Annotated in this window: 14 protein-coding genes; 3 read left to right on the top strand and 11 right to left on the bottom strand. The window is 72.6% G+C overall.

The genetic code is table 11. From position 1 onward, the window contains the following. Nucleotides 1-68: 68 nt before the first annotated feature. Nucleotides 69-968 carry an arginase family protein gene (locus V2W30_RS32565; protein ID WP_338702103.1) on the bottom strand — a complete coding sequence of 300 codons (900 nt, stop codon included), beginning with the start codon at nt 966-968 and terminating at the stop codon, nt 69-71. 80 nt (nt 969-1048) lie between these two features. On the opposite strand from V2W30_RS32565, the gene V2W30_RS32560 reads away from it, so the two are divergent. Next, on the top strand, nt 1049-1399 hold the full coding sequence (locus V2W30_RS32560; RefSeq protein ID WP_338702101.1) for a DUF6204 family protein: 351 nt from the start codon (nt 1049-1051) through the stop codon (nt 1397-1399). Here V2W30_RS32560 and V2W30_RS32555 read toward each other — a convergent pair. Genes V2W30_RS32555 through V2W30_RS32545 form a run of 3 tightly spaced genes read right to left on the bottom strand, consistent with a single transcriptional unit; the run spans nt 1368 to nt 2532 of the window. Continuing rightward, nucleotides 1368-1949, bottom strand: coding sequence for a GNAT family protein (locus V2W30_RS32555; protein WP_338702100.1), 582 nt, complete (start codon nt 1947-1949; stop codon nt 1368-1370). The genes V2W30_RS32560 and V2W30_RS32555 overlap by 32 nt on opposite strands. Nucleotides 1950-1969: 20 nt before the next feature. Continuing rightward, the gene (locus V2W30_RS32550) at nt 1970-2293 is read right to left on the bottom strand and encodes a hypothetical protein (RefSeq protein WP_338702099.1); all 324 of its coding nucleotides are present in this window, start codon (nt 2291-2293) and stop codon (nt 1970-1972) included. Further along, nucleotides 2290-2532, bottom strand: coding sequence for a LapA family protein (locus V2W30_RS32545; protein WP_338702098.1), 243 nt, complete (start codon nt 2530-2532; stop codon nt 2290-2292). The genes V2W30_RS32550 and V2W30_RS32545 overlap by 4 nt, the downstream gene beginning before the upstream one ends. Nucleotides 2533-2687: 155 nt before the next feature. Here V2W30_RS32545 and V2W30_RS32540 point away from each other — a divergent pair, with 155 nt between their 5' ends. Both V2W30_RS32540 and V2W30_RS32535 read left to right on the top strand, forming a co-directional pair. After that, nucleotides 2688-3062 (top strand): VOC family protein, encoded by a 375-nt coding sequence (locus V2W30_RS32540; RefSeq protein ID WP_338703847.1) that lies wholly within the window; start codon nt 2688-2690, stop codon nt 3060-3062. A gap of 117 nt (nt 3063-3179) precedes the next feature. Further along, on the top strand, nt 3180-3722 hold the full coding sequence (locus tag V2W30_RS32535; RefSeq protein ID WP_338702097.1) for a GNAT family protein: 543 nt from the start codon (nt 3180-3182) through the stop codon (nt 3720-3722). Between the two features lie 98 nt (nt 3723-3820). Here the strand turns inward: V2W30_RS32535 and V2W30_RS32530 are convergent, their stop codons facing one another. The 7 genes from V2W30_RS32530 to V2W30_RS32500 all read right to left on the bottom strand — a co-directional run bounded on the left by V2W30_RS32530 (nt 3821) and on the right by V2W30_RS32500 (nt 15163). Next, entirely contained in the window at nt 3821-4741 is a 921-nt protein-coding gene (locus V2W30_RS32530; RefSeq protein WP_338702096.1) for an LD-carboxypeptidase, read from the bottom strand. Beyond that, on the bottom strand, nt 4738-6738 hold the full coding sequence (locus V2W30_RS32525) for a prolyl oligopeptidase family serine peptidase (RefSeq protein ID WP_338702095.1): 2001 nt from the start codon (nt 6736-6738) through the stop codon (nt 4738-4740). Before V2W30_RS32525 ends, V2W30_RS32530 begins: the two co-directional genes overlap by 4 nt. 111 nt (nt 6739-6849) lie before the next feature. Beyond that, the gene (locus V2W30_RS32520; protein WP_338702094.1) at nt 6850-8193 is read right to left on the bottom strand and encodes a M20/M25/M40 family metallo-hydrolase; all 1344 of its coding nucleotides are present in this window, start codon (nt 8191-8193) and stop codon (nt 6850-6852) included. Beyond that, nucleotides 8186-9019: a M55 family metallopeptidase gene (locus V2W30_RS32515; RefSeq protein WP_338702093.1), complete on the bottom strand. Its 834-nt coding sequence runs from the start codon at nt 9017-9019 to the stop codon at nt 8186-8188. The genes V2W30_RS32520 and V2W30_RS32515 overlap by 8 nt, the downstream gene beginning before the upstream one ends. Before the next feature lie 236 nt (nt 9020-9255). Further along, on the bottom strand, nt 9256-9975 hold the full coding sequence (locus tag V2W30_RS32510) for a methyltransferase domain-containing protein (protein ID WP_338702092.1): 720 nt from the start codon (nt 9973-9975) through the stop codon (nt 9256-9258). A 182-nt stretch (nt 9976-10157) separates the two neighbouring features. After that, nucleotides 10158-12542: an ATP-binding SpoIIE family protein phosphatase gene (locus V2W30_RS32505; protein ID WP_338702090.1), complete on the bottom strand. Its 2385-nt coding sequence runs from the start codon at nt 12540-12542 to the stop codon at nt 10158-10160. A gap of 206 nt (nt 12543-12748) precedes the next feature. Then, complete coding sequence (locus V2W30_RS32500; RefSeq protein ID WP_338702088.1) at nt 12749-15163, bottom strand: MFS transporter; 2415 nt, start codon at nt 15161-15163, stop codon at nt 12749-12751. Between the last annotated feature and the right edge of the window lie 155 nt (nt 15164-15318).

The following is a 15318-nucleotide window of genomic DNA, read 5'->3' as shown; positions in this document are numbered from 1 at the left end:
CGCCGCACCTGGCACCCCCGACGACCATCGAACATGGTCATCGGCGAGCTGACCAGGGGCTGCTCCGGTCAGGATTGCGCAAAGGCGGCCACGATGAGGTCGGTGAGCAGCGCACCCGCGGTGCCGTCGGGGTCCAGGTCCGGGTCGTAGATGGTGACGTTCATGCCGACGCAGCGCGGCGAGGCGAGCAACGGCCCGAGCAGCGCGAGGAGTTCGTCGGGCAGCAGGCCGCCCGGGTCGGGGGCGTCGACGGCCGGCATCACGCTCGGATCGAGGACGTCGGCGTCCAGGTGCACCCAGAAGCCGTCGAGCACCGGCACTTCGAGGCTCTGCACGAAGCCGGGTACGACGTCCGCGACGCCCCACTCGCGCAGTTCGCCGACGGTCACGTTCGGGATCTTGAGCGCGGCGAGTTCGGCCCGGTCGTCCTCGAAGGCGTCGCGGCCACCGAAGAGCCGTACGTCCTCGTCGCGCAGATAGGGCCGCAGTCCCTCGATGTCCGTGAGGTCGGCCTGGCCGCGGCCCGTGCCGAGCGCCAGTTCCTCGCCGCCGGCCGCGCCGACCCGGTCGGAGTTCCCCGGGTGCCGGAAGTCCGCGGAGGCGTCGACGGCGGCGAGCCCGTACCGGCCGACGCGGCGCAGCGCGAGGGCCGCGCCGAGCTGGATCGAGCAGTCGCCGCCGAGCACGAGCGGGAAGTCCCCCGCCCGGACATGCCGTTCGATCCGGTCGGCGAGCCGCACGGTGTACGTGGCGATGGCGGCGGCGTTGAAGACCCCGTCGCCCTCCTGCCAGTCGCCCCGGTCGTAGCGCGGCGGTACGACGACGCCGCCCTCGACGGCGCCGAGGCGGCGCACGATCCCGTGCTCGCGCAGGGCACCGGCCAGTTTGTAGACACCGGGGACGGTGCCGGGGGCGGGCGGGCGCAGGCCCAGGTTCGAGGGAGCGTCGATCGCCACGATATTCCGCATGCGCGCCATCCTCATCGACGTACCCTGGCGCTTTCAACAGGCCGTACGCATCCGCGTGCGCAGGAGGAGCGAGCACCACCATGGCCGAGAGCCACACCTACCGCGTCATCGTCCGCGGCACCTTCGACGACCTCACCGACGCGGCGCGGGAGCGGCTGCTCGCGGAGGTCGCCGAGCACGAGGGCATCGCGGGCATGCGGTTCGGCCCCGAGGGTTCCCTCGCGTACGACCGCACGCTCAAGCACTTCTCGATGCGGTACGTCGTCGATTCCGACCCGGCCGACGGCGACGAGATGGCGGGCGCGCTGGCCGAGGAGCGGGCCGAGGCGTATCTCCAGGAGCGCGGCTACCCGTACGGGGAGCTGCGCTCGACCGTGACGGACATGGACACCATGAAGATCAACCGGAAGCCGGGGCGGTCCGGGCGCTGACCATCTCGGCGGTGAGCGCCCAGCGCTCGTGGTCGCGCCAGGCCCCGTCGATGAAGAGGAAGTCCGGCGAGAACCCTTCGCGCCGGAATCCGGCGCGGCGGGCCAGCGCGATCGACGCGACGTTGCGCGGCTGGGCGTTGATCTCCAGGCGGTGCAGGCCGAGCGTGCCGAACGCGTACCCGGTCACCAGGCCGAGGCCCTCGGACATCAGGCCGCGCCCGGCCGCGTGGGCGAAGGCGCCGTAGCCGAGGGCGCCGCAGCGGAAGCCGCCGAGCACGACGTTGTTGATGTTGATGAACCCGGCGATCGGCCCGCTCTCCGGCCCGTCCCCCGCCCGCTCGCACACCAGGAACCCGTACTTCGTCGGATCCTCGATGAGCCGGCCCGCGTAGTCCGCGTAGGTGGCGGGGTCGGCGGGCGGGAAGAGCCAGGGCCGGTGCAGTCGCTCGCTCTCGCGGGCCCGTGCGGTGAACTCGTCCGCGTCGGTGAGCGCGTACGGCCGGATGGCCACCCGGTCGCCCGCGGCCAGGATCGCTGGATGATCACTCATCCGGTCAGCGTACGCAGCCGCTACCGGACGCCCGTCCGGGGGCACTTCTCGCCGTTCTTCACGACGCCGATGCGGACCGTGTCGTCGCCGATCCCCTGGCCGGCGGCCGGGCTCTGGGTGCAGACCTTCCAGCTCATCGGCCACAGGACGTGCCGGTGCCGGCCGCTGACGTCCTTCACCTCGACCCGGGTGCGGTAGTCGAGCGTGCTGAACACGTGCATCAGACCGCGGCCGCGGAAGTCCGGCATCGCCGGTCCGTCCGCGGCGGACGCGGCGCCCGCGACTCCCACCGATGCCGTCAGCGCCAGGACCGTCCCGGCCGTCAGCGTCGCCACTCGTCTCACTTGCGTCTCCTCGCCACGAAATAGCCCCCGCAGACGGCTCCGATGACCGCCGTGATCAGCAGCGCGCCGTAGAGCGGCATGGTGACCTCGGGGATCAGCAGGCGGATCTTCACCCGCTGGGTGTTCTCGAAGATGAAGATCACGGCGAGGACGGCCAGGACCAGGACCGCGATCCTGGCCGGCGTGAACGCGGCGGTGCCGCCGCTCTTCGAGGAGCTCGCGGTGTCCTTGGGGCTCATCGTGGACCCTTCCGTCGTTCCCCCGGAGGCCGTCGCCGCCTCCCCGCCCAGCATGTGCGGGAAAGCGCCGGGACCGCACCGGCCGAGGGCCCGTACGGGTGACGGCGGGCGGTGGCACCCGCATGCCCGGCGCGGGTGGCGGGTACGTGACCGGAGTGATTCGAAAGTTGCAGGCAGTCGCATTGGACTGCGCCGATCCGGAACAGCTCGCCACGTTCTACGCCGAACTGCTCGGCGGCCGGGTGGTCGCGGACCCCGGGGACACCGACTGGATCGAGGTCCACGGATTCGAGGGCACGCCGATCGCCTGCCAGCGGGTGACGGGCTACCGGCCGCCCGAGTGGCCGGGACAGGAGCGGCCGCAACAGCTCCACCTGGACTTCGACGTGGACGATCTCGACGGCGAGGAGAAGCGCGCCCTCGCCCTCGGCGCCACGGTCCTGGAGCGGACGGACCAGCTCCGCCCGGACGCCAACTGGCGGATCTACGCCGATCCGGCCGGTCATCCGTTCTGCCTGTGCGTGCACTGACCGGAGCACCGACGCGTGCTCAGGTGCGTGCGTGGGTCCGTGCGCGGGTGCGTGCGCCGATCGGGCCGGTCGGTCGAGCGGTTGCCTCGACCCTGACCGGTCCGATAAGAATCCCGCATGCTCAGAGGCGACAGGATCGGGCTGCGGGCCCGGCATGAGGACGACATCCCGGTGCTGCGGACCGAGCTCTACGACGACGTGGTCAACGGTTCGCGGGCCGAGGGCGGCCCCTGGCGCCCGATCACACCCGGCACGAGGGACCCGCGGCTCTTCGTGGACGACGCGAACGAGAGCAGCGTCCCGTTCTCCGTGGTGGAGCGGGAGGGCGGCACACTGCTCGGCACGGCGACGCTGTGGGGCATCGACCACCACAGCCGCTCCGCGCACATCGGCCTGGGACTGCTGCCGGCCGCGCGCGGCAAGGGTTACGGCACCGACGTCGTCGCGACGCTGTGCCACTACGGCTTCGTCGTACGCGGCCTGCACCGGCTGCAGATCGAGACGCTGGCGGACAACCACGGGATGCTGCGCGCGGCCGAGCGGTGCGGCTTCGTCCGCGAGGGCGTGCTGCGCTCCTCGGCCTGGGTGCTCGGCGAGTTCCTCGACGAGGTCCTGCTCGGTCTCCTCGCCCAGGACTGGAAGCCCGGCGTGAAGGGCTGACCCGGCCGACGCGCAGGCCGTCGGTCCAGGGCCGGGGGCTGACGCGCAGGCCGTCGGCCCAGGGCCGGGGGCTGACCCGGCCGACGCGCAGGTGGCCGTCAGTCGAGCGCGGGGGCGTCCAGGGTGAGCGTCCCGGCCTCCGCGTCCAGCCGACCCGCGACCCCGAGCGGCACCGTCAGCGCGCCGTCGCCGTGGCCGAACCCGAACTCCTCCACGACCGGCACCCCGAGCCCGCCGAGCCGCTCGACGAGCAGGTCCCGCACCGGTTCGCACTCCGCCCAGGAGCCGAGCAGGATGCCGGAGACGCCCGACAGCCAGCCCCCGCGCAGCAGTTGGGTCAGATACCGGTCGACGCGGTACGTCTCCTCGCCGACGTCCTCCAGGCAGAGCAGTCCGCCCCGCGCCGACGGACGGGCGGCCGACGTGCCGAGGTCCGCGGCGAGCAAGCAGAGGCAGCCGCCCAGGGTGACGCCCCGCGCGCTGCCGGGCACGAGCGCTGCGGCGCCTTCCAGGGCGGTGATCACCTGGACCGACTCGGGCTCGAACAGCGTGGCCCGCAAGTGGTCCTGCGCCCGCGCGTGCTTCAGGAAGTCCGCCGCCGCGACCATCGGACCGTGCAGGGTCGAGACGCCGAGCCGCACCGCGAACGCCTCGTGCAGCGCGGTGATGTCGCTGTACCCGACGAACGCCTTGGGCCCGGCGGCCCGCATCGCCTCCCAGTCGAGCAGGTCGACCATGCGCTGCACGCCGTAGCCGCCGCGGGCGCACAGCACGGCGTCCACGTCGGGGTCGCACCAGGCCCGCTGGAGATCCGCGGCACGGTCCGCGTCCGCGCCCGCGAGGTAGTCGAACTCCCCGTGCACGTCCAGGACATGGGGGGCGACGACGGGATCCAGGTCCCAGCCGCGCAGGATGTCCAGGCCCGCCTGGAGCCGGTCCTCGGGCACGGGCCCGCTGGGCGCGACGACGGCGACGCGGGCGCCGGGGGCGAGTCGGCGCCCACGGCGCAGTGCCTTCACTTGGACAGCTCCAGGGTGGGCAGACCGGCGACGTTGAGCCCGAAGACCTGGGCGTACAGGGAGAGTTCGGCCTCCAGGGCGCGGACCATGGTGTCCGCGCGGCGGAAGCCGTGCCCCTCGCCCTCGAAGGCGATGTACGCGTGCGGGACGCGCCGCCCCTCGCTCTCCACCCGCTCAAGGAACCGCTCGCACTGGGCGGGCGGGCAGATCACGTCGTCCAGCCCCTGAAGGATGAGGAAGGGGACGGTGAGCCGGTCGGCGTGCTCGACCGGCGAGCGCTCGGCGTACCGCGCGGGGACCTCGGCGAGGGACCCGACGAGGGACTCCAGGTACCGCGACTCGAAGTCGTGGGTCTCGCCCTCGGCCCAGCCGGTGAGGTCGAGGATGGGGTAGATGATCGTGCCGCACGCGTAGACGTCCGTGCTGGTCAGGGACGCGGCGCTGGTCCAGCCTCCGGCGCTGCCGCCGCGGATCGCGAGCCGCTCCCGGTCGGCGGTGCCCTCCTCGGCGAGCGCGAGGGCGACGGCCGCGCAGTCCTCGACGTCGACGACGCCCCACTGCTCGCGCAGCCGGTTGCGGTACTCCCGCCCGTAGCCGGTGGAGCCCCCGTAGTTGACCTCGGCGACGCCGATGCCGCGCGAGGTGAAGTAGGCGATCTCCAGGTCGAGCACGAGGGGGGCGTGCCCGGTGGGGCCGCCGTGCGCCCAGACGACGTACGGCGGGAGCGTGTCGTCGGGGGCGATGTGGGTGGGGCTGTGCGGCGGATAGATGTGGGCGTGGATGTCGCGCCCCTCGGGCCCCTCGAACGTGCGGATCTGCGGTTCGGGGTAGTAGGCCGGGTCGACGGGGTCGCTGTGCGCGGCGCCGATCACCCGGGTGCGGCCGGTGCAGGTGTCCAGCTCGACGACCTCGGGGGCGGTGCGCGGGCTCGCGGCGACGCCGACGACCCGGGTGCCGTGCACGGCGAGCGTCGAGGACCACTCGGTCCAGGGGCCCGCGGTGTCGACGACCTCACCGGTCTCCGGGTCGAGGATGCCGAGCGAGGTGGCGCCCGCGCCGTGCACGACGGCGACGAGACCGGCCTCCAGGGGCTTGAACCAGCTCAGGCCGATCTTCCACAGCGGCCCGCCGAACTCCTCCTCGCGCGGGCACAGCGGCCTGGCGGCCGCGCCGGGGGCCGCGGCGCCGTCGAGCCGGTACAGGTTCCACCAGCCGCTCGCGTCACCGGAGTACAGGAGTGCGCCGTCGGGGGCCCACTCGACCTGGCAGATCGACTCCTCGGGGCCGCCCGCGACGCTCCGGGCGGGCCCGAACGTGCCGTCCTCCCGCACGTCGGCGAGCAGCAGCTCCGTACCGTCCCACGGCATGCGCGGGTGGTCCCAGACGATCCACGCCGCCTGCCGCCCGTCGGGCGAGAGCCGGGCGCCGGTGACGAACCGGTGGGCTGCCGGGTCGGTGAGTTCGCGCACGGCGGCGCGCTCCTCGGCGGCCGAGCCGTCCAGCGGGACGGCCGCGGCGACCCGGCGTACGTCGCTCGGTCCGTCGCCGGTGAACTCCTCCAGGACGCACCAGACCTCGCCCCGGTCGAGGTGGAGCTGCGGATCGGCCCAGCGCAGACCGCCGCCGACCGAGGAGAGCGGGGTCAGCGGCCGCGGCTCGGCACCCGGGGTCTCGGGCTCGTACGCGTACAGGCGCTGGTCGGCGAAGTTCACGAAGACCAGCAGCGGGCCCTCGGCGCGCTCGGCGCCCGCCCACGGCCGGCCGCCGTACTCGATGACGCGGCTGCGCACGTTCCATGGCGCGGGCAGCACCGACTGCTCGGTGCCGTCCGGCCTGCGGCGCACCAGGGCGCGGCGGCCCGCCTCGGTGGGCCGCGGTTCGGTCCACCAGGCCTCGTCGCCGACGAACCCGACGAACTCGGGCTGTCCGTCGTGCGCGGCGGCCAGCGCCGCGTCGATCGGCGACGGCCAGGCGCCATGGCCCTCCGTGCGCACCATGTCGTCCCCGCCCCCATTTGTCCTGAGGCCCCCATGTTCTTCGCGTCCGCCATGTTTTCCTAGCCCGCCGCCCTGTACTCGCCGTGTGTGTGCCGTGTGATTGCCGCGTGTCTATGCCGTGCGCAGGAAGCGGTCGAGGACGCGGACCCCGAAGTGCAGCGCCTCCACCGGGACCCGCTCGTCGACGCCGTGGAAGAGCGCCTGGTAGTCGAAGCCCTCGGGGAGCTTGAGCGGGGCGAAGCCGTAGCCCGTGATGCCCAGGCGCGAGAACTGCTTGGCGTCCGTGCCGCCCGACATGCAGTACGGGACCACGTGCCCCTCGGGGGCGAACTCCTCGACGGCCGCCCGCATGTTCCGGAACGTGGGCGAGTCGACCGGCGCCTGGAGCGCGACCTCGCGGTGCTGGAACTCCCACTCGACGTCGGGCCCGGTGAGCCGGTCGAGGGTGGTCCTGAACTCGTCCTCGGCGCCGGGCAGATAACGCCCGTCGACGTGCGCGACGGCCTCCCCCGGGATCACGTTGATCTTGTATCCGGCGGACAGCATCGTCGGGTTGGAGCTGTTGCGCACGGTCGGCTCGACCAGGGCGGCGGCCGGGCCGAGGGCGGCGAGCAGCGCGTCGACGTCGAAGCCGGGCGCGCTCACGTCGGTGTCGATGCCGTACAGCGCGGCCAGTTCGGTGAGCGCGGCGCGCACGGTCGGGGTGAGCCGGACCGGCCACTCGTGCTCGCCGATGCGGGCGACGGCTGCGGCGAGGCGCGAGACCGCGTTGGCCTTGTTGACCTTGGAGCCGTGGCCCGCCTTGCCGCGCGCGGTGAGCTTGAGCCAGCCGGTGCCGCGCTCCCCCGCCGCGATCGGGTAGATCTGCTTGCCGCTGCCGTCGTGGAAGGTGAAGGCGCCGGACTCGCTGATGCCCTCGGTGCAGCCCTCGAAGAGGTCGGCGTGCCGGTCGGCGAGGAACCCGGAGCCGTCCTCCGCGCTCGCCTCCTCGTCGGCGGTGAAGGCGATGACGATGTCGCGGCGCGGCCGGAACCCGACGCGGGCCCACTGCCGGACGGTCGCGAGGATCATCGCGTCCATGTTCTTCATGTCGACGGCGCCGCGGCCCCACACGACGCCGTCGCTGACCTCGCCGGAGAACGGGTGGACGCTCCAGTCGGCGGCCTCGGCGGGCACCACGTCCAGGTGGCCGTGGACCAGGAGGGCGTCGGCGCTCGGGTCGGTGCCCTCGATGCGCGCCACCACGTTGCCGCGGCCCGCGGTGCGCTCCAGGATCGTCGGCTCCAGGCCCGCCTCGGCGAGCTTGGCGGCCGCGTACTCGGCGGCGGGTCGCTCCTGGCAGTCACCGCCGCCACGGTTCGTGGTGTCGATGCGGATCAGCTCGGAGGTGAAGGTGACGACCTCGTCCAGCGCCTGCTGGTCGACGGTCGGTGCTTCGAGAACTCGCTCAGCCATACTGTTCCTCCACCGCGGCCGAGGCGATCGTGGTGACCGCCTTGAAGGTGCGGATGCCCTCGTACATGGTTGCGTTCGTGTAGGAGATCCTGCGCTCGCCGACGCGCTCCACGCCCGGCACGACGGTCGCCGCCATGGCGAGGTGTTCGGCGTCGAACTCCACCTCCACGGTGAAGGGACCGCCGCGGACCGGCTCGTGGCGCACCGCGAGCGACGTGGCGTCCTTGGCGGCGGCCCGGATGTCGGCGGCCGTGCGCGCGGGGGTGCGGCACACCGCCGCGTAGCGGGAGACGTGGTCCTTGACGGCGACCTTGCGGGCCTGTGGCGCGTACCCGAGGGCGTCGTCGCAGGCGTGGTCGTCACCGGTGACGAGGACGACGGGGACGCCGTACTCCGCCACCACATGGGCGTTGAGCAGTCCTTCGCTCGCCCGCACATCGTTGATCCACACGCCCGTGATCTGGTTCGCCAGGTAGGTGTGCGCGAGCACACCCTCCATGCCGGCGCCCGCGTGGTAGCCGATGAAGGCGATGCCGTCGACGTCGCCGTGCTGGACGCCCTCCACCATGGACAGCGACTTGTGGCGTCCTGTGAGCATCTCGACGCGGTCGTCGAGCTGTTCGAGCAGGAGGTTGCGCATCGTCCAGTGCGCTTCGTTGATGAGCACCTCGTCGGCACCGCCGTCGAAGAAGCCGCGTGCCGCCGCGTTCACGTCCGAGGTGAACAGGGCGCGGCAGCGCTCCCACTGCGGGGTGCCGGGCAGGACGTCCGCGGGCCAGGTGACTCCCGTGGCGCCTTCCATGTCGGCGCTGATCAGGATCTTCATGGGCAGCACCGTACGCGGAATCGGTCACACCCCACCAGGCCTGTGGATAACTCTCAGGGGTCTAGACCAATGTCGCACCCGTGCGGCGCAGTTCCCTCTGGTCAGCGGCTTGCGGCGACCTCCGGGGCGAGCATCCGCACCAGCGCGTCGACGAGGCCGCCACGCCGGCAGGCACCGTCGTGGCCGCCCTTGAACACGTCCATGCCCACCCGGTGCCCGGCCCGGAGCCGCTGCCGCTACCGCCCCACCACGAGCCATTTCGACGGCAGCTCGATACGGGTGCCGTCGGCGGCGTACTCGGTCGTGGTCAGCGGCAGCTCACCGGCCGCGAGCACCGTGAGGCCGGCCGCTTCCACGCCGTCGAGCACGGCGATGTCGGAGACCTCACCCGGGGCGATGCCATGGGCGAAGACGGGAGCCAGCTTGGGCGGCGGCCCCGCCGGATGGGACGCCAGCGCGCGCAGGACGGGGCGGGCCCGCTCCGACAGTTCGACGAAGAAGCCGCGTCCCCGTTCACCGACGAGCGTGGCGACCGCGTCGATCAACGGCTGCCGGTCGGCGGACTCGCTCTGGTGCAGCACACCGCGTACGTACACGTTCGCGTCCCCCAACTCGGCGTGCAGGGCGGCGATCTGGTCCGCGTCCGTGGCGTCGAGCAGGCGGTAGTCGGCCCCCTTGGCTGGGTCGGCGTGCACGGCCCGGTCGACGGCGGCGCTCGACAGGTCGACGCCGACGACCTTGCGGTAGCGGTCGGCGAGGAATCGGGTCTGGGTGCCGTTGCCGCAGCCGAGGTCGACGACGGGGAGGTCCGAGGCCACCAAGTGCGGCTCGTACAGGGCGAGATGGAGTCCCACGGTGAGGACGGGCTCCGCGTCCCAGAAGACGCTCCCGGGCTCCTGCGGGGCGTCCTCCCAGAAGCTCTCCCACGCGTCCTTGTAGCGCTCGGTCACGCTCATGGGCCCTCCCCGGGGCTCGGCGACGGATCGACGACCGGCAGGTCCGGAAGGTCGGGTCCGGAGGGTCGGATCCGTAAGGTCAGCTCGGTCTATCGCGCCGGAGTGCGCCCCCACAAGCGGCCGTCACGTACCTTCACGACTCATTCGAGAGGGGGGCGCGCCCGGAGCGGTACGGGGAAAGATCACCGACGGCGGCGGGGAGCCGTCAGTTCGAACCACACCGTCTTGCCCGTCGCGGTGCGGCTCGTGCCCCACTCGCGCGCCAGATGCGTCACGACGCGCAGACCGCGCCCGAACTCGTCGCCGGGGCCCGCGCTGAGCAGTGTCGGCAGGGTGTGCTGGGTGTCCTCGACCTCGCACAGCAGCGAGCCCGAACGCACCAGGCGCAGCTGCACCCGCTCACCCCTGGCGTGCCGTACGGCGTTCGTGACGAGTTCGCTGACCATCAGCTCGGCCGCGTACTCCAGGTTCAACAGGCCCCATTCCGCGAGCTGTTCGCGTACGAGGGCACGCGCGCGGCCCACCTCCGCCGGTTCGGCGGCGAGGTCCCAATGGGCGACGTCCCGGGTCTCGATGCCGGTCATGCGGACCATGAGCAGCGCCACGTCGTCCTTGCGGCCGCCGCGCGTGCCGAGGGCGCGGATGATCGTGTCGCAGGCGTCATCCATGGACGCGGCGGGGTGGGCGGCGGACTCGCAGAGCGTGGCGAGGCCCACCCCGATGTCCTGGCCGCGCACCTCGACCAGGCCGTCGGTGCACATGACCAGGCGGTCGCCGGGCGCGACCGGTACCCGTACGGACTCGAAGGGCACGCCTCCTACGCCGATAGGCGCGCCGGTGGGCAGGTCGAGGAGGTCGCTGCGGCCGTCGGCGGCGCGCACGATGACGGGCGGTATGTGCCCGGCGTTGGCGAGGTGCAGCTCTCCGGCGATGGGGTCGTAGACGGCGTACAGGCAGGTGGCGAGGTAGTGCTCGCCGAGCCGCTGCGCCAAGTCGTCGAGATTGCGCAGGAGTTGGGCGGGCGGCAGATCGAGGGCGGCCATGGTCTGAACAGCGGTCCTCAACTGGCCCATCATCGCGGCAGAGTTGAGACCATGGCCCATGACGTCACCGACGACGAGCGCGGTCCGCGCGCCCGGTAATTTGATGGAGTCGAACCAGTCGCCACCCACCCGGCCCAGCAGCGCGCCCGGCAGATAGCGGGTGGCGATGTCGCAGCCCGGCATGTGCGGTTCGATGTGCGGCAGCATGCTGTCCTGGAGCGTCTCGGCGACGGACTCCTGGTACGTGTACATCCGGGCGTTGTCGAGCACGAGGCCCGCGCGCGCGGCGAGTTCGGCGCCGGTGACGCGGTCCATGTCGTTGAAGACCGGCCGCTCCTGGTGGCGCAGCAGGATCATGAACCCGAGGACGACGTTCCGCGCCTTCAGCGGGACCACGAGCATCGAACGACGGGTGATGAGCGGCCGGATGTCGCGCTTCTCGAACTGCGACGCGATCGCGTTGCCCATCTCCTCGGAGATGTACGGGACCAGGACCGGTTCCCCGCTCGTCATGCACTGGAAGAACGGCGTGTGCACGGGGAACGGCATGGACTCGCCGACCGGCACGACGTCGTCCCAGCGGCCCGGCTCGTCCGTGTGCTCCAGGGCGACGCGGTGCCACATGGTCGTCGCGTCGGGCGGCCCCTCGGGGAACCCCTCACCGGCGACGACCTGCTCGCGCAGATACGTGCCGGCCACGTCCGTGAAGCGCGGCACGACGGCGCGGCTCACCTCGACGATGGTGCGGGACAGGTCGAGCGACGAACCGATGCGCCCGCTCACCTCGTTGAGGAACTCGAGCCGCTCGCGCACCGCCGCGTACTCGATGTCCTCGGCGTCGTCGAGGGGGGCGCGCGGCGACGGCACGCCGGACGCGGCGGCCCGCGCCGCCTCCGCGCGCCGCGCCTTGCGCTCGGTGCGCCGGGAGACTCCCCAGTCCGCGGTGACGGGGACCCGGTCGTGCTGGCTGAACTCCAGTACGGGATAGCCGAGTTCGAGGACCTGGGAGACGATCCTGGCGCTCTCGCCGACGCTCATGCTGGGCAGGATGGCGGGCAGCCCCCGGGCCAGTTCGTCGGCGCCGGGGAAGTCGGTGTGCAGGGCGAACCCGGGGGCTATGCGCTCGCCCTCCGGCTCCTCCTCGCTCAGCCGCCGCGCGTCGGCGGCGAGCACGAGCAGCCGCTCGGGTCCCGGCCCCACCAGCGGGTACGCCCACCACAGGACGTCGATCCGGTCCCGCGCGCCGACGCTGGAGTCGAGCCGGGCGCGGCCGGCCGCCGGGTAGGAGGTCCGCCCGTCGAGGGAGTCCTCGAGGTCGTGTCCGATGCCCTCGTAGGGGCCGTACTCCGGCAGTGCGCCGGTGACGGGCAGCAGATCGGTGGCGGGGCGGCCCACCGCTTCCTCCCGGGACGGCCCGAACAGACGGCGTGCGCCGGTGGACCAGTGCGAGACGTGGCCCGCCTGGTCCACGACGACCACGGCCAGCGGAACGCGGCCCTGCGGGGCTTGACCGGTGCCGTGCATCGCCGCGTTCCTTCCCTCCGGCACGCCGGGGGTGCGCGCCGCCTCCATCCACGGTACGGCTCCGCCGGTCAACGGGTGGGGTGGAAACGGGAATTGAAGGGGCGGGGCGGTGCGGCGCGATCGCGGGCGCGGGTCCGGTGGGGGCTGGGCGCGCGGTTCCCCGCCCCCTGGAAGGCACGCGGCCTCACCGGACCCGCGGCCGATGGCTAGTCCTCGTGCCCGAGTTGCAAATCCCGCTCCGTGCGCCCGCCCCCGGCCACCTGAAGAACCGTGGCCACCGGCGGGTATCCCGCAGCGATCACCGTGTACTCGCCCGATGACAGGTCGATGAAGCGGAACGTGCCGTCGGGGCCCGTCGTCAGCGTGTCGACGACGTTCCCCGCCGCGTCGAGCAGCGTCACCCGGGCGTCCTCCACCGGGCGCCCGCCGGTCGCCCGGACGGTGCCCCGCAGCACCGCCCCGCCCGCGAGTTCGACGTCCTGGCGGGTCTCGCGGGAGGCCATCACGGTGACCGGGAGCGCGGCCGGGCGGAACGCGGGGGCGCTCGCGGCGAGGGTGTACTCGCCGGCGACCAGCTCGGTGATGACGTACCCGCCCTCGCGCCCGCTGCGGGTGGTGGCGACGACCTCGCCGTGCACGTTCGTCAGGGTGACCGTCGCGTCCCGTACGGGAGTTCCGTCGGCGGTGACGACGGAACCGGCGAGGCGGCCCGCGCCGCCGAGCACGACGTCGAGCTCGACGGGGCGCTCCCCGACGGTGACGGTCACGGCCTGCGGCTGGTGTCCGCCGGCCGCCGCGATCAGGACGTAGGAACCGGCGCCGGGCGTCGACAGGGCGTACCGGCCGTCCTCCCCGCTGGCGCCGCGCCCGATCTGGGTGCCGCCGACGTCGATGAGGGTGAGGGCCGCGCGCGGCACGGCGGTGCCGTCGGAGTGCTGGACGGTGCCGCAGACCGGGACTCCGGCGGCGTACGAGGTGCGCTCCTGCGGCGGGATGACGGGGTGCTCGGACGACTGGGGGGCGGCTGCGCTGGACAACAGGGGTGTCTCCTTGAGGAAGAAGGCGAGGAGCAGGCCAAGGACGAGGACCGGCACCAAGTAGAGGAAGATCCGGGGCATCGCGTCGGCGTACGCCTCGATGTAGGGGGCGCGCAGCGCCTCGGGCATCGCGTGCACGAGCTGCGGGGTGATCGACTCGGCGTCCGGCAGGTCGCCGCCGGCGGGCAGCCGGTCGGCGAGCGAGTCGGCGAGGCGGTCGGCGAAGAGCGTGCCGAAGATCGCGGCGCCGACGCTGCCGCCGATCTGCCGGAAGTAGTTGTTGGCGCTGGTGGCGGTGCCGAGGTCGGACGGGCTGACCGCGTTCTGCACGGCGAGCACCAGCACCGGCATGATCAGGCCGATGCCCGCGCCCAGCACGGCCATGTAGACGCTGTACTCGAGGCGCGGCGTGTCGACCTCAAGGCGCGACAGGAGGTACATGCCGATCGTGGAGAGGGCGCCGCCGAGGATCGGGTAGAGCTTGTAGCGGCCGGTGTGGCTGATGAGCTGGCCGGAGATGACGGAGGCGCCGACGACGCCGCCCATCATGGGAAGCATCAGCAGTCCGGACTCGGTGGCGGTGGCGCCGTCGACCATCTGGAGGAAGGTGGGCAGGTAGCTGGCGGCGCCGAAGAGCGCGACGCCGACCACCATGCCCACGATGCCGCTGAGGTTGAAGACGGAGTCGCGGAACAGCCGCAGCGGGATGAGGGGTTCGGCCGCGTACTTCTCGGCGACGAGGAACAGCCCGGCCGCCACGACGGCTCCGGCGGCGAGGCCGATGATGACCCGGTCGCCCCACGCGTACTCCGTGCCGCCCCAACTGGTCAGCAGGACCAGGCACGTGGACGCGGTGGCGAGCAACAGGGCGCCCAGGACGTCGAGTCGGGGCTTCTTCGTGGGCTTGGGGAGCTTGAGGACGACGGCCGTGACGGCGAGGGTGACCAGGCCGAAGGGCACGTTGAAGTAGAAGCACCAGCGCCAGGAGAGGTGGTCGGTGAAGTAGCCGCCGAGCAGCGGTCCGGCCACCGAGGCGAGGCCGAACGCGGCGCCGATCAGGCCCATGTAGCGGCCGCGTTCGCGGGGCGGCACGATGTCGCCGATGATCGCCTGTACGCCGATCATGAGGCCGCCCGCGCCGACGCCCTGGACGGCGCGGAACGCGATGAGCTGGTCCATGCTCTGCGCCCGGCCCGCGAGTGCGGAGCCGATGATGAACACGACGATGGCGAACTGGAAGACGCCCTTGCGGCCGAAGAGGTCGCCGAGCTTTCCGTAGATCGGCAGGCCGATGGTGGAGGTCAGCAGGTAGGCGGTGATCGCCCAGGACATCTTGTCGAGGCCGTGCAGTTCACCGACGATCCTGGGGAGCGCGGTGGCGACGATCATCTGCTCCAGCGCGGCGAGCAGCAGCGCGAGCATCAGCCCGATGAAGACCATCCTGACCCGGCTCGGGGAGAGTCCGTGGTCGGGCGACCGCACGGACTCTCGGGCCGATCGAGGATCGGCGGCCGGCTGCGGGGCCGGTGGGGCCACCGGTTCCCCGACCGTCTCCGTCTCGGTCACCAGCGTCGTCGTGCCCACGTGCCGCTCCCCTCGTCGCCCTTGCGCCGCCCATTTCTCGCATTACGGGATAACGGGGGGCAAGCGCGACGAGACGCATGTCGGCGGAGCTCTGTCGACGTATGCGCCGGTCGGAGCCCTACGGCGTACAACCGGCGCGAAACGAAAACCACTCG

The organism is Streptomyces sp. Q6 (assembly GCF_036967205.1).
In the GTDB taxonomy this organism is placed as follows: domain Bacteria; phylum Actinomycetota; class Actinomycetes; order Streptomycetales; family Streptomycetaceae; genus Streptomyces; species Streptomyces citrinus.
Note: the sequence above shows the minus strand (reverse complement) of the source record. Positions and strands in the feature narration are given on the sequence as shown.

What these genes read in the sequence shown, in the direction of transcription:
- V2W30_RS32525 (WP_338702095.1), bottom strand. Translation starts at nt 6,738, where the DNA reads ATGGTGCGCACGGAGGGCCATGGCGCCTGGCCGTCGCCGATCGACGCG.
- V2W30_RS32555 (WP_338702100.1), bottom strand. Translation starts at nt 1,949, where the DNA reads ATGAGTGATCATCCAGCGATCCTGGCCGCGGGCGACCGGGTGGCCATC.
- V2W30_RS32515 (WP_338702093.1), bottom strand. Translation starts at nt 9,019, where the DNA reads ATGAAGATCCTGATCAGCGCCGACATGGAAGGCGCCACGGGAGTCACC.
- V2W30_RS32510 (WP_338702092.1), bottom strand. Translation starts at nt 9,975, where the DNA reads ATGAGCGTGACCGAGCGCTACAAGGACGCGTGGGAGAGCTTCTGGGAG.
- V2W30_RS32505 (WP_338702090.1), bottom strand. Translation starts at nt 12,542, where the DNA reads ATGCACGGCACCGGTCAAGCCCCGCAGGGCCGCGTTCCGCTGGCCGTG.
- V2W30_RS32520 (WP_338702094.1), bottom strand. Translation starts at nt 8,193, where the DNA reads ATGGCTGAGCGAGTTCTCGAAGCACCGACCGTCGACCAGCAGGCGCTG.
- V2W30_RS32560 (WP_338702101.1), top strand. Translation starts at nt 1,049, where the DNA reads ATGGCCGAGAGCCACACCTACCGCGTCATCGTCCGCGGCACCTTCGAC.
- V2W30_RS32545 (WP_338702098.1), bottom strand. Translation starts at nt 2,532, where the DNA reads ATGAGCCCCAAGGACACCGCGAGCTCCTCGAAGAGCGGCGGCACCGCC.
- V2W30_RS32565 (WP_338702103.1), bottom strand. Translation starts at nt 968, where the DNA reads ATGCGGAATATCGTGGCGATCGACGCTCCCTCGAACCTGGGCCTGCGC.
- V2W30_RS32535 (WP_338702097.1), top strand. Translation starts at nt 3,180, where the DNA reads ATGCTCAGAGGCGACAGGATCGGGCTGCGGGCCCGGCATGAGGACGAC.